Here is a 26,360-nt window from a genome sequence, read left to right as displayed (position 1 = left end):
GCTCCGTCAGGCCGCTCGGCGGGTGCTGTGCCGGCGGGTTCGGCGCAACACGTTGAGTTCGCGCAGGGCCGAGATGACCTGGGGCGTGCCAATGAGCGAGATGCAGCGGCAGGCGCCTTCGTCGAAGCGGGACTTGTAGCGCGGATCGGCTTCGCAGGGAGCGCACTCGGTCGGTGGCGCGAGGATGCGGACCGCCGATTTCAGTGGTCCGCGCGTTGCCGGGTTGGTGGGGCCGAAGATCGCGACGATGGGCAGGCCAAGGGCATTGGCGACGTTCATGACGCCGCTGTCATTGGTGACGAGCGCGTCGCAGGCGCTGAGTTCCTCGGCCATGCGGGCGATGCTGAGGTCAGTCTTGTCGAGGGTGCCCTCGACATACTCGCTGGCGACACCGACGCTGATGACATCGGCGCCGGCGCGCGTGAGCTCACCAGCCAACTGGGCGAAGCCGGGCCAGCGCTTGGCGGCCCAGATGCCGCCTTTCGAGCCGGCATGCAGCGCGATGCGCGGCTTGCGGCGGGTGGCCGCTCGGACGACGACGTCATCGAGCCCGCCGAAGAAGTAGTTCAGCCGATCCTCGGGGGCGTAGCCGAGGCCGATTGCCGCCTCGAGGAAGGCGAGATTGAACTCGGCCTCGTGCAATGAGCCGGCCGGGTCGAACTGCATGAAATCGCGGCTCGACAGCACGCGCGGCGCGTTGAAGGCGGGGATCAGTGTGCCGAAACAGTGGGTAACGAGGACGACGTCGTAGGGGCGCTGCTCGACATGGGCGAAGCGTTCGAACACCTGCCCGACGTAGCGTGATCCGGCCATCGCCGCGGCGCTGCCTGGAAAATCGCCGGCTACCAGCACATCGACCGGCGCACCGAGATAGCCCGAGAGGTGGCGGATCATCGGGCTGGTGTGGCAGATGTTGCCGATGCCGGAGCCGACGCAGACGAGCGCCCGTGGGCGGTCGGCGCGGAGCGGTATGGTGCGGAGCTTGTCGATGAGGGCATCGGCGGAGTGCCGCTCGGCGATGCCGACGACTTCGGCGACCGTCTGATCGTAAGCCGCGGCGTCGGAGGCGAGTTGCGCGATGCGTGCTGCCCAGACCTTAGGATCGTTGGGTAGCACCAGGCTGGTGCCGGCGCCGAGATAGGCGAGGTTGCCGCTATCGGCCATCAGCACCGGGCGCGCGAGCCGGCCCGCCTCGATCACAACGCGGGAGAAGGTCTCGACGAAGGTGAAGCTGGGGACGGCGACGACGCGGGCGGCGCGATAGAGTTCGTCCATGCGGTCGGTGCGATCGATGACGCGCACATTGTGCAGGCCGCGGCGCTGCACCTCGGCAAGGGCCGCCTGGCGGTCGGACTGGCTGGCGATGGCGACGAAGCCCTGCTCCGGCAGGCGTTCGGCGATATCGAGGAAGAGATGCCAGCCCTTGTCGGCTCGGGCGTTCACCAGCAGCACGAAATCGCGCGGCCAGACGGCCGGCTGCGAGGGGTCGGACAGCTCGGCGCCGGTTTCGTCGACGGGGACGGAGTAGATCACCGGCGGCGACCAGGCGTAGGCCTTGCGGGCGATGTCGGCGCAGAAGTCGGAGTTGACGTAGAGGTAGTCGCCGCGGGCCAGCAGATCCTCCATGGCCGGCAAGGGCTTGGCGTCATCGAGGCCGACATTGGGATAATACGGACGGCTGAGCACGCGGGCGGGGATGAACTCGCGCCAGAAATGGACGCCGTAGACCAGGCGGATATCGAGGCCGGCGGTGGCGTCGAGCACGAACTCGCCGAGGCCCGAGATGACGTGGACCGCGGTGACGCCGTTGGCGAGGCAGAAGGCGCGGAAGGCGTCGGCGTCGTCATAGACGAAGCCTTCGGTGAAGCCGGTTCCGGCACCCGGCCACTGAGTCACGGCTTCGCTCCAATCGGTCGTCAGGCCGGCAAAGAACACGTCGGCGCCCTGCTCGGCGGCGTAAGTCTGGCCGGCGATGCGGAGGAATTGCTCACCCCCGCCGACGAGGCGCGGCCCGTGGCGCGACAACACGACGACGCGCGGCGCGGCGGCCGAAGCCGCGGCCTGAGGCCAGTCTAGCACTGCGATGCTGGTGGAACTCGGCACCGCGTAGAGCCGCAGGCGTTGGAGGGCGGCGGCCACCAGCGCCTGCCGGTCGGCATGCGGGTGCAGCGCCACCAACTCATCCCAGGCCGCCTTGCGGAGAAGGAGGCTCGACACCGCCTGCGGATCGCGATTGCCGGGGATCGCAGATGCCGCGAAGACAACGAGGCCGGCAAAGTGCGAGGGCAGCCGATGGAGGCGCATGGCCAAGCCAGCCAGTTCACCGCGGCTTTGGTAATGGACTGGGACAGCCAGATCGCAATCGATGGAGATCGTCTCGGCCGCCCGGCCGACTGTATGGCGGGCGCGGGGCCAGGGCAGTTTCGGGGCGCCAAGGGCTTCGAGGGTCCAGCGATCGGCCCTGGGATCGTGGACGACGGCGCGGAGGGATGCGGGGGACGGATGTGGTTGGCTCGCCGCGTGCAATCCGCGCGCCCGCCCGAGCAGGCGACGGCCGGCGGGATAGGTCTTGAGGTACGGAAGCTCTTCGAGCCGGGCGAGATCGCCGCCGCGCGTGAGGGCGAGGGCCAGACTGGTGGTGGCGGCCCCTACCCGCTCGGCGCCATGCTTGCTCTCGTTCTCGACGATGCTGCGGGCTGTCGCGAGCGCCTTGTCGATGTCGCCGGTATCGAGCGACAGCAGCATCGATGTCGTCTGCGTCTCGAGATGGTTCGGGTCCTTGGCGAGAGCGGCGTCGAGGGCCGCGTGTGCCACTGCGAGATAGGTGGCCGGCATGGTGTCGGACGCGTAGCCGAAGCCCTGGAAGGCGAGGCTGTGCGCCGCCTGCGCAACCGCGGCCAGGTATTTGGGCTTGCCGGCGCCGACCAGCGCGGCAGCGTTGAAGGACGCCAGCGCCTCGAAATCGCGATGCGCACCCTGATAGGCTTTGCCCAGATAGAACAACGCCTCGGGATCGGTGGGGAAGCGGTCCACGTAGTCGGAGAGCAGCACTTGCGCGGTGTTGTAGTCGCCGAGGTAGAGGGCGCAGCGGCCGCCGAACAGCAGGCAGTGGGCGATGTCGACCACCGCCTCGCCAGACTGCAGCGCGGAGAAGAAGTATCCCCACGCCTGCTGCCACTGGCCCTGAGCGAAAGCCGCGTCAGCCAGCTGCTGCGATATGCCCGCCGGCAGGTCCGCCGACAGGGGAGGTGTGGGCGCCGGCGCCTTGGGCGACGCCAGCGTCTGGGTCGTAAAACTGGCGACCAGCGCCTGAAGTCTGCGTGAACTCATCGTCGTGGTCGCCAGTGCTGATCAGTAGACGGACGCGACGGTAGAGACACCCGGCCCCTGTAGGATCGGTGGTGCTGGCGTGACCATCGCGACCAGCAGCAGCTGAGCCATGTTGCCGTTGACAGTGATGCCCAGTTCTTCCAGCACGGCTGCGACGTTCTGGGCGACGGCGGCGAGCTGTTCCGGGCTGCAGCCGGCAGCGTTCGCCCCGATCTGAGAGCCGATAGCCGCAACGATATCGGCGTCCGACGTGCCGGGCGGCATGCCCTGCACCGCCTCAGTCACTACCGCCGCCAGTTGATCGTGCGACATGGCGGCAAAGTCGACACCGACAAAGCAGCTCGCTTCCTGGGCGACCGTCGCGGGACTGATGATCGGCGCCGGCAGAACCACCGAGGCGGTCGAGGTTATCAATATGGAGAGCAGTCGGGCCAAGCGAGTGGCAAACATCTTGGGCTCCTATGGTCTAGCTACAGACACGCCCTTGAACGTGGGGGCACCACTATCTGTTCCACTTAAATTGGGGTTATTTCATGTAACCATTCCAACATTTCGACGTTAGTTGCCAAATGATGGCTATCGTTGCTTCCTATCTAGTCGGCTTTTTACGCAACTATAGCTCCATTTGCTACGCTACATGTGCGCTTTCGTACAGGAGACTTTTGAATGTTGAATGGACAGCAGGTTCGACACGCGATCCTCGCGCCGGTATCGATGGGTGAGTTGCTCGACAAGATCTCGATCCTCAAGATCAAGACCGAGCGGATCAGCAATCCGGACAAGCGTGCCCTGGCCGCGCACGAGCTGGCTTTGCTGAGCGCCTTGCTCGCTAATCAGGGGGTGGACACGCCGGCGCTCGCAAACCTCTGCGATGAGTTGCGGCAGGTGAACGAGGCGCTGTGGGACATCGAGGATGCCATCCGCATCAAGGAGCAGCACGCTGCGTTCGACGAGGAGTTCATCGCGCTGGCCCGCTCGGTCTACCGGACCAACGATCGCCGCGCAGCGATCAAGCGGCAGCTGAACGAGGCGCTGGGATCCGAGATCGTGGAAGTGAAGGACTACGCTTGAGGGCCCCCGCCCGAGCGTGCCTCACCAGGCCAGCGACTTGCCGTCCAGCGCCGCCAGCAGCTTTTCGTCGTGGCCGTAGATGTCGGAGCTGAAGTGGACGCCGTCGGCCTCGACCCAGGCAGTGAGGTAGGTGATGTGGACCGGGAGCGGCGTCTTCAGGTTCACCACGGTATTCTTCAGCGAGGCGACGACCGAGTCGATCCGGTCGTTGGACCAGCCGTCGACACCACCAGCGGCGAGGACCTGATCGGCCAATTCCAGCGGACGGGACAGGCGGATGCAGCCGTGGCTGAAGGCGCGCTCGGCGCGGCCGAAGAGGCTGCGTGACGGCGTGTCGTGCAGGTAGACATCGTGGGCGTTGGGGAACATGAACTTGACGCGGCCCAGCGCATTGTTGGTGCCCGGCTTCTGGCGCAGCTGGAACGGGAAGCGGCTGGGTGTGACCTGGGCCCAATCGACCTGGCGGACGTCGTAGACATCCTTGCCGCGCACCGCCTCAAAGCCGGCAGCGGCAACGGCGGCGGGGTTGCTCTGCAACTTGGGCAGCTCTTCCTTGGCAGCGAGCCCGGCCGGAACGTTCCAGTACGGGTTGAACTCGAGGTAGCGGATGGCGTCGCTGAACACGGGGGTGCGGCTGTAGGGCTTGCCGACCACCACGGCCATCTTCTCCTTGATCTCGCCGTCGCGGATGCGGCGGAGCTCGAAGCCGGCGATGTTGACGATGATGTACTGGCTGCCGAGATCGTCCGGCATCCAGCGCCAGCGCTCCATGGCGAAATCGATCGACTCGATGCGGTCCTCGATCGGCACGTTCATGGCGACGAGGGAGGCAGGGCCGACGACGCCATCGACATCTAGGCCGTGGCGCGCCTGGAAGTGCTTCACCGCCTCGACCAGCGTGTCGTCGTAGAACTCGGGCTCGCCGGGCGCCGTCACGGCGGCGCCGTCGGTGACGGCGAGGCGGGCGCGGAGCGCCGGGATGCGCGGATCGGTCATCCCCGGCTTTAATGTGTCGCCAAGCGGCACGGTGCCCCAGCCGCCGAGCACGGCGAGCGCGTGGTAGTCATCGAGTGCCTTGCGGAGCGCCTGATACTCGGCGTTCTGCGGCTCCCAGGCGTGGAGCACGGTCTCGACGTCGGCGACCTTGGCGACGCCGGCGAGCGCCGCGGCTTCGTCGATGGTGCGCGGGGTGAGGAAGAAGTTGGGGTCGATCTTGTTGGGGAGGAACCGGCCGACCTTCAGGTCGGAGGCATACTCGAGGAAGGCGGCGGAAAAGTAGAGCTCGATGATGGCGAGGCTGCGCTTGTCGGTCTCGCCTGCGGCGGTCATCAGGCTGGCGAGTTGCTGGCCGGGATAGTCGTCGGGGTTGAGGCCGTCGTCGGTGGCGTTGACGAGGCGCGAGACCATTGCGCCGGCGCGCGCGCTGTTGAGCCACAGCAGATCGCCGCTCTGCTCTTCATAGTAGGTGCGGAGCACATCGCGGCGCTGCTTGATGGGGAGCGGCAGGCGCGGCTCATTGGCGAGCAGGTCGATGATATTGATGCGGACCACCGCGAGGTCGCGGGGCGAGAGGTCGACGCGATCCTGCGCGATGGCCGGGGCGGCGAAGAACAGCGCCAGAAGCGCAACAAGCAAGTTGCGGATCAGGTCACGGCATGGGCGGTGCATAGAGGATCCCGCCTTGGGTCCAGAGGGCGTTGACGCCGCGGCTCAGTTGCATGGGCGTGTCTTCGCCGAGGTTGCGATCGAATATCTCGGCGTAGTTGCCAACGCCGGCCAGCACTTTCACCAGCCAGTCCTCGGGGAGGCCGAGCGACTTGACCGCAGGGGCACCCATTCGCTTCGCATCGTCCGAGCCGGCGCCAGCCATTGCAGCGGCGCCAAGGCCCTGCTCCTCAGCGTCGATCAGCGCGAACAGGGTCCAGCGGATCAGGCTGGTCCATTGCGGATCGCTGTCGCGGACGACAGGGCCGAGCGGCTCCTTGGAAATGACGTCCTTGAGGATGACGTGGTCCTCGGGCACCGGCAGCTCGGCGCGTTCCGCGGCAAGGGCGGAGCGGTCGGCGGTGTAGGCGTCGCACTTGGCAGCGGCGTAGGCGGCGCGGGCCTGGGGGCGTTCCGCAAAGCTCAGGAAGGAGACGGTGAGGCCGGCCTTCTCGAAATAGGCGGCGGCGTTGGCCTCGGTGGTGGTGCCGCTGACGACACAGATGGTCGCGCCGTCGAGTTCGAGCGGGCTGATGGCGCCGAAGATGGCGGGGATCAGGAAGCCCTGGCCGTCGAAATAGCTGGTGCCGGGAAAGTCGAGGCCGAGATCGAGGTCGCGCGACATGGTCCAGGTGCTGTTGCGTGACAGCAGGTCGATCTTGCCGTCGGTGAGCGCGGCAAAGCGCGCTTCGGCCGAGAGCGGCACGTAGTCGACCTTCTCGGTATCTCCCAGCACCGCAGCGGCGACGGCGCGGCAGAAGTCGACGTCAAAACCCTGCCAGCCCCCTGCCCCATCCTGTTCGGAGAACCCGCCAAGGCCCTCGCTGACGCCGCAGACCAGCTTGCCGCGGGTGCGGACGTCGTCGAGCGTGCCGGCGTGGCCGACCGAGGTTGAAGCGAGAAGAGCGAGCGTCGCCGCCGCTAGATGCGCTCGGTGCATTTGGCCACCCCTCATGGCGAGATGCTGGTTGGCAAGTGTTGTCCGTAACGGCGGGGCGGCACAAGTCCTGTGCGGGATGCCGCCGTTACGGGATCGTTGTCAGCCGCGCGGCGGCAGATTGGTCCTCGCCCGGGGTACAGTGCCGGTGAGGCCCAACTGATCGAGCGCGCGTTCTATCTCGGCGTGCGTGTAAGGCTTTTCGAAGTAGCGCGCGCCGAGGGGCAGATCAGGGGTCTCGCCGGGCCGCGGCCGCGACACGACGATGATCTCCAGCGTCGGCCAGCGGTTGCGAATGGTCTCGGCGAGCCCTGCCCCGTCGAGCGTCCCCGGCACGTCATACTCTATGAATGCCACGACGATCCCCGAGCGCCCCTCGAGGTGCGCTACTGCTTCGTCGGAGCTGAAGGCGACGAGGGCTTCGAACCCCGCCGCCTCGAACAATTGCACTGCCCCCAGCATGATCATGGGTTCGTCCTCGACGACGAGGACCAGTGGCCGGCTGCTTCCGGTTGATGTCAATTATTACGACCCGCATTTAACACCCTATCGCACGGCGTTCTCACGGCCGTGCATTCGAGGCGAAGAGTTGGCACCTTCGACTCGGCCCATGCGAATCCTTTCGCTCAACGACGGCAAAAGCGCGGCCAGTGGCGCGGCTCCCGTACAGGGGTGCGAGGTGCGCACAAACACCTAACGAATCCTCGCGGAAATCAGACGACGATTAGATAAAGCCTCGAACAAATTCGCTACGACCCTTGTTTTGCTTGGGTTTCGGCGGGCCGCAGCGACAAGACCGTTCGGTTCCGAGGGCGATTTGGCAGCGTTGTCACCTGGTCGTCATCCGGCGCCGCGTGGGCAAAAACTGCCCAAAAAAGCATCACGCGGCCGTGAGCCCGAGAGGGAGGCACGGTTTTGCCGTAATCCGAACATGCTTCGGGCACGGATCGGATCGGCGGCCACAAGGCGGGATGCCGCAGGCTGCGTACGGTTTTGCGCAGTCCTAGGCCAAAAGTTGCAATCCTATGACGACCGTACGTCATGCGCCAATCGCATGGCTCGTATGAGTCCCCATTGCTTCTCAGATTCCGGACCAGCGAACAGGCTTTCACACATCGGATGGCGAACAACGGCCAACCACCGGCAAGAATGCCAATACTAAGCGTCAGAAGCGATCACTCCAGCGGTGGAGAGTACGTGTGATGTCACTTAGCGTAACGGGGCCAACGAGCACATAGCTCGGCGTTCTGTACTCGGTAGCTACACAACAACTCGCCCGTAGGGCGAGAACAATATTGCTCACACTTCTGAAAGAGGACTGTCGTGGCCAGAATTAGCGTCTTTGGAATCGGATATGTTGGAGTCGTTTCCGCAGCGTGCCTCGCGGACGATGGTCATGAGGTCATCGCGGTCGACCTCGACCCAGCAAAGGTAAGCGCCGTTAACTCGGGGCTGTCGCCGATCGTCGAGAACGGGCTCGATGAAATCATCGCCCGCGCTGTTGCCTCGGGGCGGCTGCGCGCCACCACCGACGGCCAGCAGGCGGTGCTCGATACCGATGCGAGCTTCGTCTGCGTCGGCACGCCGAGCGACGACACCGGTGCTGTCGGGCTCAAATACGTGAAGGGCGTCTGCGCCGATATCGGCCAGGCGATCCGGCACAAGCAGAGCTTCCACTCGGTGATCATCCGCTCGACGATCGTGCCGGGCACGATGGACGAGACCTGCATCCCGGTGCTCGAAGAAGCCTCCAACATGATCGCCGGCCAGGATTTCGGCGTCGGCTACTACCCGGAATTCCTACGCGAGAGCACTGCGATCGCCGACTACTACGATCCGGGTCTGATCGTGTTCGGCGCGCTTGAGCCGCGCACCGAGGCGATCCTCAAGGACATCAACGCCCAGATGCCGGTGCCGTCGCACGTGGTGACGCTGAAGACGGCCGAAGCGGTGAAGTACGCTTCGAACTCCTGGCGCGCCGTGAAGGTGACCTTCGCCAACGAGATCGGCAACATCGCCAAGGCCTCGGGTGTCGACGGTCAGCAGGTGATGAAGCTCATCTGCGCCGACACCAAGGTGAACATCTCGCCCTACTTCATGAAGCCGGGCTTCGCCTTCGGCGGCTCGTGCCTGCCCAAGGACGTGCGGGCGCTGCAGCATCTCGCGGCCAAGAAGGGCGTCCCCTCCCCGCTTCTCGACTCGGTGCTGTTGGCCAATGCCGCACAGATCGATCGGGCGGAGAAGATGGTCCACAATTCCGGCGCCAAGTCGGTCGGGCTGGTCGGCATCGCTTTCAAGCCGGGCACTGACGACCTGCGCGAGAGCCCGCTGGCGGAGCTCGCGAGCCGGCTGATCTCGAAGGGCATGGAGCTCAAGGTCTACGACCCGTACGTGTCGCAAGCGGTTGCCGGCGGCGTCAGCGCCATGGGCCGCGGCAACGATGTGGTGCCGGACCTGCCGTCCCGCCTGGTCGGCAAGATCGAAGACCTGATCGCCGGCGCCGACGTGATCCTCGTGGGCAATCGCTACGAGGAGGCGATCGCGCCGCTCAACGCCGTCTCCGAGTATCGCTCGCTGGTGGACCTGACGCGCATCAACGCCTCGCTCCGCTCCAACGGCACGTACGAAGGCATCTGCTGGTAAGCCATGAACTTCATCGCGCACGGTCTCTACATTCTCCTGGCTGCGGCAATCGCCAGCACCGTACCGGCGGCCGCCTTTTCGGGCGGCGCCGGGGTGTTCCTCACCCTCGGGGTGATCGGGCTCTGGCGTTACAGCTGGGCGTTCGTGAACTTCGCCCGCGCGCATCTCTATATCCGCATCTTCTATCCTCGGCGGCGCGCCGCCGCCGAGGCCCTCTATGCCACCAAGCGCCCGGCGCACGCGTTCTTCCTCGCCACCAGCTACAAGATCGACTCCGCGATCACCGCGCGGGTCTATCGTTCGATCTTCCAGGCGGCTCGCCGCTCGCCGGGCGGCTCGACAGTGGTTGCCTCGGTGGTGGATGTGGCCGATGAGCGGCTGATCCGGGCCGTCGCAGCACAGGTGCTGCAAGGCATCGACACCGTCGAAGTGGTGATCGATCGCATTGATGGCACCGGCAAACGCGACGCGCTCGCCACCTCGCTCCGCTCCATCGCCCGCCGCTACCCCAGCGCCGACGACGTCGTGCTGCTGATCGACGGCGACACGCAAATTCCGTCCGACATCGTTGAACGCTCGGCGCCGTTTTTCGCCAACGGCAAGGTTGGCGCGCTGACCACACATGAACGCGCCGAGATCGACGACGCTCCCCTCTTCCGCGACTGGTTCAAGCTGCGCTTCACCCAGCGCCAGATGATGATGTCGGCAGTGGCCCTGGGCGGCCGCGTCCTCACCCTCACCGGCCGCATGTCGGTGTTCCGCGCCGACCTCGCGACCAACCCCGAGTTCATCGCCTCGGTCGAACAGGACTACATTGACCACTGGCGCCTGGGCCGGGTGAAGTTCCTTACCGGCGACGACAAGTCCACCTGGTTCTGGCTGCTGAAGAACGGCTACGAGATGGCCTATCTGCCGGACGTCTCCTGCGTCTCGATGGAGACCCAGCCCAAGCCCGGCTTCGTCGAGAGCGCCGTCACCCTGATGCGCCGCTGGTTCGGCAACATGCTGCGCACCAACGGCCGCGCCCTGGCGCTGTCGCCCGCCAAGATCGGGCCGTTCGCCTGGTGGTCGATCCTCGACCAGCGCGTCTCGATGTGGACGACGCTGACGGCACCGGTCGGCATCATCCTGTTCTCGATCTTCGTCGATCCGCTGATCGCGGTGGCCTACATCGCCTGGGTGATGGCGACCCGCTACGCCTACTGCTGGCTGCTTGCCAGCTTCGGCGGGCCGTTCCCGATCACCTACCCGTTCCTGCTCTACTTCGGCCAGCTGTTCGGCGCGGCGATCAAGACCTCGGTCATGTTCCGCCTCGATCGCCAGCGCTGGACCCGCCAGTCGGCCACGGGCACCGGCGGGCTTGGCGGCGGCGCGGGCCGGGTTCGCTCCATTACCTCCAGCTACATGCACGTGCTCGCCCTGGGCCTGCTCGTGGCCGGGGTGATCTTCGTCACGGGGCTCCTCAGCCCCTTCCCTATCCATGCCAACTGAGGGCTCAAACCAATGACCGAAGCGCATGCAGAAATCGACAAACCAACAGTCGCGGCAAGCAGAAGCGCGCCCTCACCGGATTTCGCCGGCCATAGCGAACACCCGGTTATCCGGATGCCATTCAACGTGGTCATCAATGGTCGCTCGTTCGCAGGCCAGGGCCTGTCGATCGTCGGGGCGGAAGCCACCGGGCTGATCGACCCGCAGCTCCACGGCCGCGTGCAGCTGGTGACGCTGGTCTTCAACTTCCCCGGCTACGCGATCAGCCTGCCGGTCGATGCCGCGATTGGTGCCGGTTCTCCTGAGGCCGGGACGGTGACGCTGCGGTTCCTCGAGCCGACCGGCCCGCATCTGCCGCAGCTCCGCTACATCCTCAACTCGTTCGTCGGCGGAGATCTGGTCGGCGTCGACGGGATGATCCGGACCGGCGAAAAGGTCGAGACCATTCGTACCGAGGCGCCAAGGCTCAAGCCATCGGCGGCCCAGGGCGTGATGACCGGGCTGCGCTGGGGCGCCTTCGTCGGCCTCGGCCTGCTGCTGGTCGGGTTCGTCGGCGTGAAGCTCTACGAGCGGCTGTTCGTGCTGCCGGTGACCGGGCTTTCGACCATCACTCTCGACGGCATGGACCTGCGCGCAATCAGCCCGGGCCAGCTCGATTTCGTCAATCCGGCGGCGGTGAAGGGCGATATCGCTTTCGCCATCCGCACCACGTCGGGCGAAGTGCTCGCGGTGTCGATGCCGTGCGACTGCGTGGTCGCGCCGGGCTCGGCCCAGGGCGGCGCCACGGTGCTGGCCGGCGACACGGTGATGACCGTCGCTCCCAAGGACGCGCCGGTGGTGATCTCGTCGAAGGTCGACGGCAACGGCCTCAGGGCCCTCGCCTCCGGCGCGCATGCCGAAGTGCACATGCCGAACGGTGTCGTCACCACCGCGACGCTCGACGCCAAGGAACTGCCGGGACTGCTGAGGAGTGCCACTGACGGCACGGCCATCCCGGTCACGCTCGTGCCGGCCACTGCGCTCGACCAGAGCACCGTGGGGTCGCCGGTCGACGTGCTGATCAAATCCGACCCGCTGGCGGCGGTGGGGCGGTTCTTCTCCTTCAACGGACCGGCGAACGAGGGCCACTAAAGATGAACGCCATCCATCCAGTCATTCTTTGCGGGGGCGTGGGCACGCGGCTTTGGCCGTTGTCCCGCAGCCAGCAGCCGAAGCAGTTCCAGCCGATCGACCATGAGGGCTCGATCACCTTCTTCCAGACCACCGTTCAGCGGCACCGGGGCGAACTGTTCCACGATCCCGTGGTGTCGGTTGCCGTCGGACACCTCGGCACTGTCCGTCGCCAGCTTCGCGATGTGCAGCGCAACGCCCGGATCATCGCCGAGCCGGTGGCGCGCAATACCGGGCCGGCAGTGCTCTCAGCGGCGCTGCTGATCGCTCGCACCGATCCCGACGCGGTGATGCTGATCTGCCCGTCAGACCACGTGATCGACGGCGACCTGAACTCCCGCATCCGGGAGTCGCATAAGGCCGCCTCGGACGGACTTATCGTCACCTTCGGCATCAAGCCGCGCTACAACGAAACAGGCTACGGCTACATCATCGATGGCGGCGAGTTCTCCAACTACCGCGGCGTGCATCGGGCCGAGAAGTTTATCGAGAAGCCGAATGCGCAGACGGCGCAGTCGCTGATCGAGACCGGGCTCGCCTACTGGGCCTCGGGCATCTCGCTGATGCGGGCCGACACGGTGATCGAAGAGTATCGCCGGTTCGATCCGGTGACCTTCGGTGCGGTCAGCGCTTCGCTCGCCAATGCGGTGAACGAAGACGGCGCCCTGGTGCTCGAGGAAGCGAGCTTCGGCTCGGCCGAGAGCCTTCCCACCGAACGCGCGGTATTCGAGAAATCGAAGACCGTGGCCTTGGCTCCGGCCGATGTCGAATGGGACGACGTGGGCGCCTGGGCTGCGTTCCACACCATCGGCAAGAAGTCGGACGACAACAATGTCGTCAGCGGCGACGTGATGATGGTCAACTCCCGCGACACCTATGTGCGTGGGTCGGATCGCCTGGTCGCGGTGGTCGGCGTCGACAATCTCGTCGTCGTCGATACGCACGATGCGCTGCTGGTGACGACCCGCGACCAGTCGCAGGACGTCAAGAAGATCGTCGAGCAGCTCAAGGCGCAGAACCGCCGCGAGGCCGAAGACCACTCGTTCGGCGCCACCGATTGGGGCAAGCAGGGCAAGCTCGCTTCGGGCGCCGGCTACATGCTCCGGCACCTCACCGTGAACCCCGGCTCGACGCTGCCGGTGGAGAGCGGCTCGGAGTTCCGGCGGCTGATGGTCGTCGCCTCGGGTGGCGGGATGCTGCACATGGGCAGCCGCCGCCGCGAGATCCGCGCTGGCGCGACCTTCGAGATCGGCCCTGAGCAGACCGCCGAAGTGATCAATGACGGCACAGGCCCGATGCAGGTCATCGAGGTCGCCTGCCATGTGGACGGTCCCCTGACGCACCTTACCCCGCTGCTCGAACTTGCAGCGGTGGCCGATGGGAGCCGCGAACATGCGTAAGGCGTGGGTCTGCGCAGGTCTTGCCGCCGCGGCATGCTCGCTCCCTTGGGCCGCCTCGGGGGCCGACTACGCGCGGACCCTCGCCTATGAAAAGACCGTCGCCGCACTTGCGGCGATGGTCGAGGCCGGCCGTCCGGCCTCCGACCTCCAGTCGGCGGCCGCGCCTCTCGGTTTCAGCTACACGGCTGCCGAGACGAAGCCGGCCGAGGAGTTGGCGCTCGGCGGGGTGAAGGTCAGCGTCGTATCGATCGACCTGGTGCTGAGCCAGCTGGCCCTGCAGGCCGGTGCCAACTACCACGTGGCGCTGCGCCAGGCGCAGGCGAAGCCTGAAGTGCTGCTAGTCGAGGCTGGCGTCACCAGCCTTGCACAGCTCTATGAGGCGGTTACCGCGGCCAAGCTCACTGGGCTCATCGACAAGACCGATGCCGGTTATGTCGCGCATCTGCCGATCGCGGTGTGGAACGGCGCAACGCTGTCGCTGCAGCCAGGCGAGACGCTGCTGCTCGACCGCTCCACCGGCGCTTTCCTCCTTGCCTCAGGCAACTTGATCGGTGATGCCGCGGGGATCGCCAGCACTGGCGAGCCCAACCCGCGCCTCAAGGATTTCAACCCGTTCGTCGTGGTCGCCCTCTCGGGCAGCGCACGGCTGGAGCGGATGACGTTTGCCGATCTCGGCTACGGGCTGTTCCCGCCGCTGACCGGGGTGACCATTCTCGAGGGTGGGTTCTACGCCAAGCCGTCGCCGTCCATCGTACGCGACAGCCGGTTCGACGACGTCGGCTCGCTGGCGCTGGTCGATGCGGACGAAGCGATCGTCGACGGCAACGTCTTCGGCGCTTCGAGCGGCCCGGCGCTGCTGCTGAGCGGCGGCAAGGATATCGCAGCGCGCGGCAACGTGGTGCTAGCCGGATCGGCAGCGCACGGGATCAAGGTCACCGGCGGGGCGAACACGGTTGAGCTCTCGGGCAACATCGTCATCGAAGCAGGGCTCAACGGCATCTTTGCCGATGCGGGCGCCGCGAACCTCACGATCGAGGGCAACCTGATCGCCGGCAGCAAGCGCTCTGGTGTCTCCGTGGCCTCGGCCGACTGCATCGATGTTGCCGGCAACCTGTTGCTGCAGAACGCTCAATCGGGCCTCGCGGTGCGCGACAGCGCCGGTCTCAAGGTCAGCGCCAACCGGCTGATCGACAACGGCAATGCCGGGATCAGCGTGACGCATCAGCCCGATTACGGAGTGATCGAGATCGCCTCGAACCAGCTCGACGGCAACCGCGTCGGCATTAAGGGCTCGACCACGGCGCGGCTGGCCTTCGCGATGAACGACTTCACCGGACAGGCCCCGCGCCTGCTCGATGGCGAGCTCGTGCAGTTCACCGACCGCTTCTTCAACCTCAGCGCTACCGACAGCACGCCGACGATCATCGACGGCCTGCAGCTCAAGGCCGGCGCCAAGCTTACCCCAACCGGCGCCCTGCGCCCCACCAGCTGTACCTTCGAGGGAGATGCCTGATGGTCTTCTCGTCAGAGACGTTCCTGTTCCTGTTCCTGCCGATCTTCCTCGCGGCGTACTACCTAACGCCGGTCAAGTACCGGAACATCACGCTACTGATCGAATCCTACCTGTTCTATGGCTGGTGGCGCTTCGACTTTCTGGTGCTGCTGTGCGCCAACACGCTGTGGGCTTATGTGTTCTCACTGCTGGTCGAGAAGTATCAGGGCACGCCGCGCGCCAAGCTGTTCGTGGCCATCGGGGTCACCGGGCACCTGCTGGTGCTCGGGGTGTTCAAGTACCTGAACTTCTTCGTCGACAGCTTTGCCGAGCTGTGGGGCACCACCCCGGACGCGCTCGGGATCCACTGGCAGCTGCTGCTGCCGATCGGCATCTCGTTCTACGTCTTCCACTCGATCAGCTACCTGGTCGACGTCTATCGGGGCGACGCCAAGGTCTCGCGCAACATCATCGATTTCGCGGCGTTCCTCGCGCTGTTCCCGCAGCTCGTGGCCGGTCCGATCCTGCGCTACAAGGATCTCGCGCCGCAGTTCGAGCACCGTGAGCACAGCTGGGAACTGTTCAACGCCGGCTGGCAGCGGTTCCTGATTGGCCTGTCGATGAAGGTGCTGATCGCCGACCCGGTGGCGCCGCTCGCCGACGCCATGTTCTCGGCCCCCAACCCGACCATGGCCGAATCCTGGCTGGGCGCCATCGCCTACTCGATGCAGCTCTATTTCGACTTCGCCGGCTACTCGGCGATGGCGATCGGGCTGGCGCTGATGATCGGCTTCCGCTTCGCCGAGAACTTCAACATGCCCTACATCAGCCGCTCGATCACCGAGTTCTGGCGGCGCTGGCACATCTCGCTCAGCACCTGGCTGCGCACCTACCTCTACATCTCGCTGGGCGGCAATCGTAAGGGCACGGTCCGTACCTATGTGAACCTGTTCCTGGTGATGCTGCTGGGCGGGTTGTGGCATGGCGCCGCGTTCACCTTCATCCTGTGGGGCGTGTGGCACGGCGGCATCCTCGTCGTCGAGCGGCTCACCGGCTACGACAAGACCGCGCAGAACTACTGGTGGAGCCTGCCGCTCTGCTTCGTTGCGGTGGTGCTCGGCTGGGTGATGTTCCGCGCTCCCGATGTCGGCCAGGCGTTCCAGATGTATGCCGGCATGTTCGGCTTCAACGGTATCGGCATCCGGCCGGAAGTGGCCTGGATGGTCAGCCGCGAGGCGATGACCATGCTCGCCATCGCAATCGCCATCACCATTGCCGAGCCGCGGATGCGGCACCTGTGGGAGCCGCAGATCACCGTCAACGCCGACGGGACGGCAACGGCGGCGGCCACCAGCCTCGTGAAGGCCGGAGCCCTCAGCGCGCTGGCGATCTTCTGCCTGATGCGCCTCGCCGAGCAGACCTACTCCCCGTTCCTCTACTTCCAGTTCTGAGGAGGCATCGATGCCCGCTATCACTCTGAGCGCCAAGAGCCTCGCGTCCGCCGCCCCCGCCTTCGCCCTGCCGGTGCTGTTCCTCGGCTATGCGGTGGTCGCCAACTACGAGTTCGTCACCGGGCTCGGTCGCGACATCGCTGAGATGCCGAAGTCGGCGGCCGAGTATCTGAACGGCGAAGCCGCCATCCAGATCGACACCTACTACAAGAAGATCATGCCGCACCGGCTACCCTCGATCGATGCGATGGGGGCTGCGCGCTACCTGGCGTTCCGCGAGGGGCGTCCGGGCGTGGTGGTCGGCGACGATGGCTGGTTGTTCTCGAAGGAAGAGTTCGAGGCGACGCTGAAGCGGACGCCGAACCTGGCTGAAGCCGCGGCCGGCGTCGTGGCGGTGCGCGATCAGCTGGCGGCAAAGGGTATCGAGCTGGTGGTGGTGCCCCTGCCCGCCAAGGCCGACATCTACCGCGAGCATGTGAGCTACGCGGCGATCCCGGGTGATCTCGAGCGGCTGTACGAGGACTTCCGCACCGTGCTCGACAAAGCGGGGATCAAGAACATCGAGACGCGCGCGCCGCTGCTCGAAGCGAAGGCCAAGGGCCAGTTGTTCCTCACCACCGACACGCACTGGACGCCGCTTGGCGCCGAGGTGGTGGCGGACGCGGTGGGCACGGCGCTGGGCAAGCGCGACACCGATTACACCATCGCCGACGCAGCGCCAGTGCCGCGCGAAGGCGACCTCTCGAAATTCATCGTTACCGGCGGGTTGGCACCTCTCGTCGGTCTGGGTCCGGAGACTGTCGTGCCCCGCGAGGCCACTGCGCCCCCTGCAGCCTCGTCAACCGACATCTTCGGACCCTCCTCCATTCCGTTCGTCCTGACCGGCACCAGCTACAGCGCCAATCCGCAGTGGAGCTTCGGCGAGAGCCTGAAGGTCTCGCTCGGGTCGGACGTGCTGAACCTCGCCGAAGAGGGCAAGGGTCCGGTGGCGCCCATGCGGGCGTTCCTCAAGAGCGAAACGCTGCGCGATGCGCCGCCCGAAGTGGTGATCTGGGAGTTCCCGGTGCGCTACCTCGGCCAGACCAAGCTCTGGAACGAGGAGGCGGAGAAATGACCCGACACCTCGTTTCAACATTGGCACTTGGCGCCCTGATACTCGCCGGCACTGTCGGCCCCTCGGCGGCGTTCCAGCGGGTGATGCCGTCGCTCGCCAGCGACTCCGAGCACAACGGCCCCGTGATGCTGGACTTCAAGGCGTCGATCTTCGGTGGTCCGATCAAGCAGAAGAACGCCAAGACGCCGAAGGCCGTTGATCCGCTGAAGCTCATCCGTAACCGGATGATTGCCGGCAAGGAGGTCAGCTTCAAGGAATTGCAGCGGCTGGCGGATTCCGGTGACGATCTGGCGCAGATGAACCTCGCCAAGCGCATCGAGGCCGACAACGACCCGGCGACGCTCGACGCGGCAGCTCGGTACTACCGGCGCGCGGCTGAGAATGGGCGCACGTCCGCGGTGCGGCCGCTGATCCGGTTGCTCAATGCTGGCGTTCTCGACGACCAGTCGAAGAACCTGGCCGAGTCGCAGAAGTTGCTCGAGAAGCTGACCGCCAAGGGTGATCCGGTGGCCCGCGACGGGCTGATCGCGATGTACCGCGCCGGCAAGCCGTTCGGGCCGAACGCCGCGCGGGCCGACGAATTGCTGGTTGCCTCCGCCGAGGGCGGCGACAGCAAGGCGGCGCTCGATCTCGCCTTCGCGCTGCTCGCGGGCGTCCCGGAGCCGGCCGAGATCGAACAGGCCAAGGGCTACCTGAAGATCGCCGCCGCGTCGGACACCCTCAACATCCGGACCATGGCGGAGAACCTGCTCCGCACTCTCGAACCCCAGCTCACCGCCTCGACGGAGACAGTACAATGAACAAGACCCTGCTCGTGGGCGCAGCACTTGCTGCGACGCTGTCGGCGAGCCCGGTGCTCGCGACTTCGGCCTATGGCTGCAAGCATCTGGAAGACAATCCGACCCTCGCGGCGGTGGAAGGCAAGGACGGGTTCTTCTTCCGCATCTTCGCCGACCTGCGCATGCAGCACCCGTTCACCGAGGATACGACGACGCAGATGGGCAAGCTCGCCGAGGCGCTGAAGGCGCACGGCACGACCATGCTTTACGTCCCGATCCCCACCAAGAGCGTGACGCTGCCGACCTTCCTCCCCGCGGAGGCGGACCTCTTCGGCTTCAACCTCGACGTCGCGACGGCGGTCTACGAGGACCAAGTCAAGCGGCTCAACGACAAGGGCGTGATCGCCGTCGACCTGCTGTCGGCACTGCGCACCACCGACGGGACAAACCCGCCCTTCTTCCGGTCTGACTTCCACTGGACGTCGAAGGGCGCGGAGACGGCGGCGCAGACGATCGGCGGGCTGATCAAGCAGCTGCCGGCCTACGCCGATGTGACGCCGGTGACCTACGAGACCAAGGCGACCGGTGCTGAACTCGCCGTCTCGGGCATGCGCCGCGAGCTGCAGGCCTATTGCGTGCTGAGCCTGCCTCCGGTGATCAGCACCGCCTACGAGACGGTTGAAGTCGCCAGTGCGGACGCCAGCGTCGATATCTTCGGCGATAGCGGTGGCACCGAGGAAGGCGCGACCAATGACGAGATCGCGCTGGTCGGCACCAGCTTCTCGGACGCCCTGGTGCCGAACTTCTCGGGCTTCCTCGCGCAGTATTCGAGCCTGCCGGTCGCCAACATGGCGATCACCGGCGGCAACCAGTTCGGCGCCGTCACCTCGTACCTCACCTCGCGCGAGTTCCAGGCCAAGCGGCCGAAGTTCCTCGTGTGGGAAAACCCGATCTACAACAACCTCGCCCAGTTCGGCACCGGCTCGATCACCGAGCTGATCGCGGCGGCGCGCAACGACTGCAAGCCGGTCGGCAACGCTCCCGTGATCGATGGCAGCAAGGGCCTCTACCAGGCCGACCTCACCGGTACGCCGATCGCGCCGAACCAGGTGCTGCTGGCCGATGCCGGCGACAATGGCAGCCGCGACGTGGTCCTGAACTTCGAGAGCACCGACGGCCGCACGTTCACCCGCGAGGTCCACCGCGGCGACCGGTTCCGGGCCACCGGCCGGTTCTTTATCCCGCTCGAATCCCTCGACAGCCTCGAGCTCTCGAAGGTCTCGATCCAGTTCGATCGCCTCTCGGAGAAGACGGCGGCGATATCCCTCTGCAACACCTAGGAAGGAGAGCCAACAATGCTGCGCTCAACCCCCAAACTCATCGCCATCGCGAGCCTGATGCTGCTCAGCGCCGCCCCTGCGGCTTTCGCCCAGGACGACGGGCTCTACGATGCGCCGGTCGATCCGAACTCGGCGTTCGTGCGCGTGCTGGTGCCTGGCGCCGCTGTGGCGGTGGTCAACGGCACCACGGTCGACAACATCACCGAGGGCCTCTCGGCCTATGTGAACGTACAGCCGGGCGACATTCCGGTTTCGGCCGGCGACGTGTCGGGTTCGGTGACTACTTCGCCGGGCGCCTACTACACCTACGCCTGGAGCGTAGAGGGTGAGCCGCTGGTGCTGCAGGACCAGCCGGCGTCGGATCCGAGCAAGGCGACGGTCTATTTCTACAACCTCTCCGACCTCGCCAGCGTCGACCTGTTCGTGCCCACCGCCAAGACCAAGGCAATCGAGGGCGTGGCCGGCGACACCACCAAGTCGGTAGCGCTCAAGGCGCCGTTGACGCTCGATTTCGAAGTGCAGGCCGACGGCAAGTCGGTGGCCACCGTGGCCGCGCTCGATCTCAAGCGCCGCGGCGGCGTGTCGATCATCTTCACTGGCTCGAACGGCAGCTACACCGCCACCGCCGTCGACAACGCGTTCTTCCGCGCCGAGTAAGGCGCTACCAGGAGGCAAATATGCCCACACCCGTCTCACGCCTCACCGCCGCTGCCCTCCTCATCGGCGTCAGCTTCGCGAGCCCCGTTCTGGCCGCGCCTGTCGAGGTGACATTCCTGCCGCCGGAGATTCCGGCGCAGGAGGTCTGCATCGCCAAGAAGGCCGACCCGGACGTGGTCGCGCGCTGGCAGGCGTGGGACGGGGTATCGGTTCCCGAAGGCGACCCGGATCTGGTGCTGCAGGACGCGCGGCGGCTGCGCGACCTCAACCCGATCGCCAATTTCGAGTTGGTCGACAAGATGCTGGCGATCGTCGGCAAGATGCCGGCACCAAAGGTGCCGGACGTCTCGATCGACCGGATCAACCTTTACCTCAAGGCCGGCAAGGTGCCGCAGTTGCGCGACACCGGTGTTATCGCCGCGCTGGAAGCCAATGCCGACAGCCTGGCGCCCAAGGCGCTCAACCTGCTCTCGACGCTCTATCTCGATGGGCTGGTGGTGAAGAAGGACAAGGACAAGGGTCTCGGCTACCTGACGCGCGCCGCGATGGGTGGCAATGCCGACGCCCTGCTCCGCCTCGCCTCGATGAATATCGAGGGCCAGCAGGTGCCGGGCTGGGAGCTCGACCCGAAGCTCGCCGTGACCATGGCGTTCGGCGCCCTGGTCGGCAAGCTCGACCCCGAGATCTGCGACCGCATCGGCCGCATTGCGCGCGAATACTCCAAGGGCCTGGTGGTCAAGCAGGACCACAATATCGCCGAGCAGTGGCTGCGGCTGGCCGCCGATCTCGGCGACGCCGGTGCGGCCTGGAAGGTGGCGCAGCTCCATCTCGAGAGCGAGCTGATCGTCAAGAACAACGACACGCTGCTGAAATACCTGAACCTCGCGTCGGATCGCGGCGTGCCGGCGGCGCAGGTGGAAATCGGCAAGTTCTACGAGGCCGGCGCGCTGCTGCCACTGGATTTGAACGAGGCGGAGAAATACTACCGCGAGGCAGCAAAGCTCGGGAGCCGCAACGCGCTGTTCCGGCTGGCGACGCTGCTGGAGACGGAAGAGGCGATCCCCGAGAAGCGCCAGGACTTCAAGGCGACGCTGACGCAGCTGGTCAGCATGCCGCAGCCGCCGGGTTGGGCGTTCTCCAAGCTTGCCAAGCTCGTGCTCAAGGAAAAGGGGCGCTGGGCCGGTGAAGCCGAGGCAAAGGCTCTGCTCGAAAAGGGCGTGACGCTCGAAGACGCTGATTCGGCGCAGGAACTGGCATTCATCCTGCTGCGCCACCGGGACGAGCCCGGCGTGTTCGAACGGGCAACCGAGCTGCTCGGGTTCGCCGTGACCTACGCCGGCAAGATCGACCCGATGACCGATCTGCGACAGGCCTATCTCTGCCGTGCGCCGAAGGGTGCCGACATGCGCCTCGCCAGCTTCTGGCAGCGCACGGAAGACGCGGCCGGCAACTCGACCGAGTTCATGGACTCCGACGAAATCGGTGCCCTCGACCCTGCCGCCGATCCGATCGCGCTCGCCAAGCTGCAGACGCACGCGCTGTATGGCCGGCCCAATTCCGTCGCCTATTACGTCGACTATCTGAGCCGCAACGGCGCTTCGCCGGAGATGCTGGAGTTCTGGCAGTCGCGCATCGACCCGGTGCCGGCGACCGTCGACGCGCTGGCGCGGCATCGGCTCACCGTGGCGCCAACGCCGACGGTGATCGAGGAGACAATCGCCGCGCTCAAGAAGGCGCGCGCCGATGGCCTGCCGCGGGCGGCGGTCGATCTCGGCTCCGTGCTGCTCGACTATTTCCCCAACGATGCGGAAAAGCAGAAGGAGGCAATCGGCTATCTGACCGAGGCCGCCCAGCAGGGCCAGGGCGACGCTATCCTGCGGCTGCTGCCGATCATGCAGGCGCAGGGCGTCAGCGACACCCAACTGCTCCAGCAATACCACCAGGCGATCGAGGATCGTGGCGATGCCGATGCGCTGATCTTTGCGGCTGCGAACACCAACGACGAGGCGCAGCGGCACGACTATCTCTATCGCGCGGCCAGCGTTGTCGACTGCACGTTCGAGAACACCATCAAGCTGGCCGGTGCGTTCGTCGCGACGGCGGATGATGCCGAAACCGAGCACTGGCTGCAGGTGAGCCTCCGACTCGCCGGCGAGGACGGCTGGCGCCACACCGCGATCGCCGACCGCTACATGGCGATGGGCGGCGAAGAGCGGGCCAAGACCGCAATCGAGCTGTTCGACCAGGCGGTGGCGCTCGGCGACGACACGGCGGTGAGCCGGCTGGTGAAGATCTATGCCGATCCGGACAGCGAGGACTTCGCGCCGACCAAGGCAGTGGCGATGTTCAAGCGGATGATCGACGATGCCCCGGTGGCTGACCTCGGCAAGATCCGCGAGAAGGTGCTGAAGGCGCCGCCGGCGATCCAGACCGCGGTCATGGATGAGGTCGACTGGTCGGCACGCTATGCTGCTGCGGCGGCGTCGGGCGATGCGGTGGCCATGCGCGAGTTGGCGCTCTATCTTCGCTCGACCGGCACGACTGTTGCCGAAGCGCGCGATGCCAGTTCGTGGCTGAAGCGCGCAGCCGAGGCAGGCGATGCCGTGGCGATGGTCGAACTGGCCAAGGCCTATGCCATGGGCATCGGTATCGAGCCTTCGATCCAGCAGGCGACGGTGCTGCTCAAGGATGCCGCGGGGCTCGGCAACCCCGAGGCGCAGCGGCTACTCGCCTCGATGGCGGTGGAGAACTGAGATGCGGACTGCTTTCGGCATCGCGACCGCGATGACCCTCCTCCTCGGTGCGACGGCTCCTCGCGCCGAGGATAAGCCCTTTGCCTGCCCCGTAGCCCCTGCCCCGGTGGTCAGCCTGACCTTCGGCAGCCGCTACACCGATGACAGCAAGACCCGCTCGGATATCGACGAGGCATCGAACGCCGAAGTCGACCGCGCACTGCAGCCGGTTGAGAAGTTCATCGGCGAGCTGATGAAGATGGCCAACACGGCGTTGATGGACGGTGACACGGCGCGAGCCGGATGCGTGCTGGACTGGCTCGACCAGTGGGCGGCCGCGGGGGCGCTGACCGAACTCGAGACGCTGAACGTCAAGCTGGCGATCGGGGCCCGCTACGCGGGGCTGGCAATCGCCCTGCTGCAGGCCGAGACCGCCGGCCCCCTCGACCCGGACAAGCGGCAGCGCGTGGTCACGTGGCTCACCGGTGTGGCCACTTCGATGGAGCAGTTCTTCGACAACGATGCACCGCGCAATGCCAAGAAGGCGAACCTGCGCGCCTGGGCGGGGCTGGCTGCGGCGGCGATCGGACGGCTGAACGGCGACAAGGCGATGCTTGACTGGGCCAAAGGCAGCTTCGAGCTGGTGACCTGCCAGGCCTCGCCGGATGGCAGCCTGCCGCTCGAGATGGGGCGGGCCGACAAGGCACTGAACTACCAACTGCACGCGACCGCGCCGCTGATCGTCACCGCCGACCTGCTGAAGGCCACCGGCTACGATGGCTATGCCGCCTGCGACGGCAAGCTCAGCACCATCGCCGCGTTCAGCCTCAAGGCAATCGAGGACCCGTCGATCGTCCAGAAGATCAACGGCAAGGAGCAGACGTTCCAGACCGGCAAGCAGGCGCTGGAGCCGTTCATGCTGGCCTGGGTGGAGCCATTGCTGCGTCACGCCCCCGATGCGGCGACCGACGCCTTCGTCGAAAACCTGCGACCGCTGGCTCACGGCCCAATATGAGGCAGGCGGCGCTTTTCATTCCCAGTTCAGGTGGATACCGTTAGAGCGCGGTAGAAAACTGCGCTTAAAGCTCTGTTGCTTGGCCCACAGCGCGCTTTCCGAATGAAAGCGAAATTGTACTTTGTCCAAGAGACATTCCTTAAAGGATTCTGCAGTAGGCCCGCGCCCGAACAGTCGGGGGCTCGTCCGACTTCGTCGCTCGCTCGTGGAAAGTGTGGCCGTGGTCCCTGCAACAGCTGTTGATGCACCGTCTGATCTCGGTGCGCGTTTTTCATCTGTCCTCGCTAAGCTTGATGGCCGCAGGGTCAGCGCCGATGCGCTGTTCGAGACCTTGAAGCTCGAGGCGCTGGACTGGGGCATCGACCACGACGTCGAGACCAAACTGGTCGACGCCGACGAAAAGCCCGTCACGGCAGGCGACCACTAGTTCACTCAGCTCCCGGCAGCGGTAACGTAGCAGCCGCCGCCGTCCGCCTTGATGGCCGCGCAAATGGCGTTGGCGCGTTCGAGCGAGGGGGTCGGCAGTTGCACGCGATAGACGTCGCCCGAGGTTGCGATCTCGGGCTTTGCTTCGCCGAACAGCGAACTCCAACGCCCCTCGATATAGCTGCGTGAGCGTTCCGCCTCGGCTGCGCTCGACTGGCTCGAAAGATGCACGAAGGCGGTGCCGCCGCTGTTCGCGGGCTCCGCCGGCTGCTCGAGGGCAACGGTGATCGACAGCGGATCGCCGCGGTCGATGCCGAGATCGGCCAGCTCGGCTCGGGTGAAAACGTACATGTCGTCGGGAGGCGTGCGCAGCATGTGCGAGACCACCTGCTGGTGGACGCCGAAATCCTGCAGCGCATCCAGCACATCGCCGAGGGTCGTCTGCGCCAGCACCAGGTCGGCAACCTCGGCGGAGATCTGGTGCACGCCGAGCTCGCCTTCGGCCTGCCGGTTGGCGCCGGCGAAGAAGATGTAGGCGCAGGCCGAGTAGCAGCCCATGTCGCGCGGCACAAACGTGGTCAGGCCGCGCTTCTTGATCTCGTAGGCCATGCGCAGGGCGGAATCGACCGAGCCGCCCGGGCTGTTGAGGGCGACAATCCGGACGTCCGGACGGGCCGCCAGTGCACGGTCGAACTCGTCGGGAGTGCTCTCGGTGATGTCGGCGTTGAGGACGATCAGGTCGGGCTGGTCCTCGGGCAGGCTGAAGGCGCCGCGCGGCGGAGCCCCGCCAGTCCCCTCCGCCTTCTTCAGTTCATCGGGCGGCGGCAGGCTGCCGAGCGGGGTGAAGTGCGAAGCGAGGTAGACCGAGGTGATGGCGCCCTCGTTCTCGTAGGTCTTGCCCCAGGCCAGCGAGTAGCCGATGGCCTCGCCGGCGGCGCTTACGAACATGGTGTAGAACGAGTAGTCGCCGATCTGGCCGGAGACCACGAAGCGGCCGGCGCCGAAGCTGCGATAGGTGACGGTGCGCTCGGGATCGGGGCTGGTCATCAAGTCGAACAGCGCCTCGAACGACTGGTCGGTGAGCGAGACGTGCATGGTCTCGAGCGAGAACTCGCCGTCCTCGCTGACATAGGACGTGCCGGCGTCTGTGGGGTTTCGGATCGAGAGCAGGCGCAGCGGGATCATCATCGCCACGTGAGCGGGCGTATCGCTGACCAGCTCGATGCCGAGCTTGCTGTCCACCTGCCCCGCCAGGTCGCGCAGCGAGCGGCGTTCGAAATCGGTGAGGACACCGGTGGTGGCGCGGCCCTGGCTCTTCTGGAAGGCGGCGATCGCATCGAACGTGCCGCGGCCGAACTGACCGTCGACCAGGTATTGATAGTGGCCGAGGAGGATCAGGTCGGTCTGGGTCGAGGAGCGCTCGTCGTTGCTCAGCCGCTCGAACCACACCTTCGAATCATCGAAGGAGGCGTGCGCAGCAACAGCCGGCGCCCAAAGCAGCAGCAGCCAGAACAGAAGCCGGAACGCGTTGCGCATGATGAACTAGCCAATCAACCCATCGGCATTGTCGCATCGAATTGGGTGAGGCGCCAGAAGGTGGCGAGGTGT

General features: G+C 66.0%; 20 protein-coding genes. 14 read left to right on the top strand and 6 right to left on the bottom strand.

Annotated elements, in window-relative coordinates; genetic code table 11:
- Positions 1-6: 6 nt before the first annotated feature.
- A complete protein-coding gene (locus AC1DV8_RS11530) occupies positions 7-3,330 on the bottom strand; it encodes a glycosyltransferase family 9 protein (protein ID WP_477157560.1) in 3,324 nt (1,107 codons plus the stop codon).
- A 21-nt stretch (positions 3,331-3,351) separates the two neighbouring features.
- A complete protein-coding gene (locus AC1DV8_RS11525; RefSeq protein WP_477151066.1) occupies positions 3,352-3,780 on the bottom strand; it encodes a hypothetical protein in 429 nt (142 codons plus the stop codon).
- A 216-nt stretch (positions 3,781-3,996) separates the two neighbouring features.
- Here AC1DV8_RS11525 and AC1DV8_RS11520 point away from each other — a divergent pair, with 216 nt between their 5' ends.
- A complete protein-coding gene (locus AC1DV8_RS11520; RefSeq protein WP_477157559.1) occupies positions 3,997-4,401 on the top strand; it encodes a DUF6165 family protein in 405 nt (134 codons plus the stop codon).
- Between the two features lie 21 nt (positions 4,402-4,422).
- On the opposite strand, the gene AC1DV8_RS11515 is transcribed toward AC1DV8_RS11520, so the two are convergent.
- From AC1DV8_RS11515 to AC1DV8_RS11505, 3 genes are all read right to left on the bottom strand, one after another.
- Complete coding sequence (locus tag AC1DV8_RS11515; protein ID WP_477157558.1) at positions 4,423-6,036, bottom strand: L,D-transpeptidase family protein; 1,614 nt, start codon at positions 6,034-6,036, stop codon at positions 4,423-4,425.
- Positions 6,037-6,049: 13 nt separating this feature from the next.
- Positions 6,050-7,045 (bottom strand): amino acid ABC transporter substrate-binding protein, encoded by a 996-nt coding sequence (locus AC1DV8_RS11510; protein ID WP_477157557.1) that lies wholly within the window; start codon positions 7,043-7,045, stop codon positions 6,050-6,052.
- A gap of 99 nt (positions 7,046-7,144) precedes the next feature.
- Positions 7,145-7,564, bottom strand: coding sequence for a response regulator (locus AC1DV8_RS11505; RefSeq protein ID WP_477151070.1), 420 nt, complete (start codon positions 7,562-7,564; stop codon positions 7,145-7,147).
- Between the two features lie 801 nt (positions 7,565-8,365).
- On the opposite strand from AC1DV8_RS11505, the gene AC1DV8_RS11500 reads away from it, so the two are divergent.
- From AC1DV8_RS11500 to AC1DV8_RS11440, 13 genes are all read left to right on the top strand, one after another.
- Positions 8,366-9,685 (top strand): nucleotide sugar dehydrogenase, encoded by a 1,320-nt coding sequence (locus AC1DV8_RS11500; RefSeq protein WP_477157556.1) that lies wholly within the window; start codon positions 8,366-8,368, stop codon positions 9,683-9,685.
- Between the two features lie 3 nt (positions 9,686-9,688).
- Positions 9,689-11,176, top strand: a complete 1,488-nt coding sequence (locus AC1DV8_RS11495) for a glycosyltransferase (RefSeq protein ID WP_477157555.1) — start codon at positions 9,689-9,691, stop codon at positions 11,174-11,176.
- A gap of 114 nt (positions 11,177-11,290) precedes the next feature.
- The gene (locus tag AC1DV8_RS11490) at positions 11,291-12,307 is read left to right on the top strand and encodes a hypothetical protein (protein WP_477151073.1); all 1,017 of its coding nucleotides are present in this window, start codon (positions 11,291-11,293) and stop codon (positions 12,305-12,307) included.
- Positions 12,308-12,309: 2 nt separating this feature from the next.
- Entirely contained in the window at positions 12,310-13,746 is a 1,437-nt protein-coding gene (locus AC1DV8_RS11485) for a mannose-1-phosphate guanylyltransferase/mannose-6-phosphate isomerase (protein ID WP_477157554.1), read from the top strand.
- Positions 13,739-15,259 carry a right-handed parallel beta-helix repeat-containing protein gene (locus tag AC1DV8_RS11480; RefSeq protein WP_477157553.1) on the top strand — a complete coding sequence of 507 codons (1,521 nt, stop codon included), beginning with the start codon at positions 13,739-13,741 and terminating at the stop codon, positions 15,257-15,259. Before AC1DV8_RS11485 ends, AC1DV8_RS11480 begins: the two co-directional genes overlap by 8 nt.
- Complete coding sequence (locus tag AC1DV8_RS11475) at positions 15,259-16,689, top strand: MBOAT family O-acyltransferase (RefSeq protein WP_477157552.1); 1,431 nt, start codon at positions 15,259-15,261, stop codon at positions 16,687-16,689. Before AC1DV8_RS11480 ends, AC1DV8_RS11475 begins: the two co-directional genes overlap by 1 nt.
- Before the next feature lie 10 nt (positions 16,690-16,699).
- Positions 16,700-17,803 (top strand): alginate O-acetyltransferase AlgX-related protein, encoded by a 1,104-nt coding sequence (locus tag AC1DV8_RS11470; RefSeq protein WP_477151077.1) that lies wholly within the window; start codon positions 16,700-16,702, stop codon positions 17,801-17,803.
- Entirely contained in the window at positions 17,800-18,603 is an 804-nt protein-coding gene (locus AC1DV8_RS11465) for an SEL1-like repeat protein (protein ID WP_477157551.1), read from the top strand. The genes AC1DV8_RS11470 and AC1DV8_RS11465 overlap by 4 nt, the downstream gene beginning before the upstream one ends.
- On the top strand, positions 18,600-19,922 hold the full coding sequence (locus AC1DV8_RS11460; RefSeq protein ID WP_477157550.1) for an alginate O-acetyltransferase AlgX-related protein: 1,323 nt from the start codon (positions 18,600-18,602) through the stop codon (positions 19,920-19,922). The genes AC1DV8_RS11465 and AC1DV8_RS11460 overlap by 4 nt, the downstream gene beginning before the upstream one ends.
- Positions 19,923-19,937: 15 nt before the next feature.
- On the top strand, positions 19,938-20,579 hold the full coding sequence (locus tag AC1DV8_RS11455; protein ID WP_477151080.1) for an alginate O-acetyltransferase AlgF: 642 nt from the start codon (positions 19,938-19,940) through the stop codon (positions 20,577-20,579).
- Positions 20,580-20,599: 20 nt separating this feature from the next.
- On the top strand, positions 20,600-23,332 hold the full coding sequence (locus AC1DV8_RS11450; protein WP_477157549.1) for a tetratricopeptide repeat protein: 2,733 nt from the start codon (positions 20,600-20,602) through the stop codon (positions 23,330-23,332).
- Between the two features lies 1 nt (position 23,333).
- On the top strand, positions 23,334-24,326 hold the full coding sequence (locus tag AC1DV8_RS11445; protein ID WP_477157548.1) for an alginate lyase family protein: 993 nt from the start codon (positions 23,334-23,336) through the stop codon (positions 24,324-24,326).
- A 220-nt stretch (positions 24,327-24,546) separates the two neighbouring features.
- Positions 24,547-24,753, top strand: coding sequence for a hypothetical protein (locus AC1DV8_RS11440; protein ID WP_477157547.1), 207 nt, complete (start codon positions 24,547-24,549; stop codon positions 24,751-24,753).
- A 5-nt stretch (positions 24,754-24,758) separates the two neighbouring features.
- Here AC1DV8_RS11440 and AC1DV8_RS11435 read toward each other — a convergent pair whose 3' ends face one another.
- Positions 24,759-26,288 carry a peptidoglycan-binding protein gene (locus AC1DV8_RS11435; protein ID WP_477157546.1) on the bottom strand — a complete coding sequence of 510 codons (1,530 nt, stop codon included), beginning with the start codon at positions 26,286-26,288 and terminating at the stop codon, positions 24,759-24,761.
- Positions 26,289-26,360: the final 72 nt, after the last annotated feature.

The organism is Devosia sp. P3_B2 (assembly GCF_056402875.1).
This window is presented reverse-complemented; position numbering and strand designations above follow the sequence as displayed.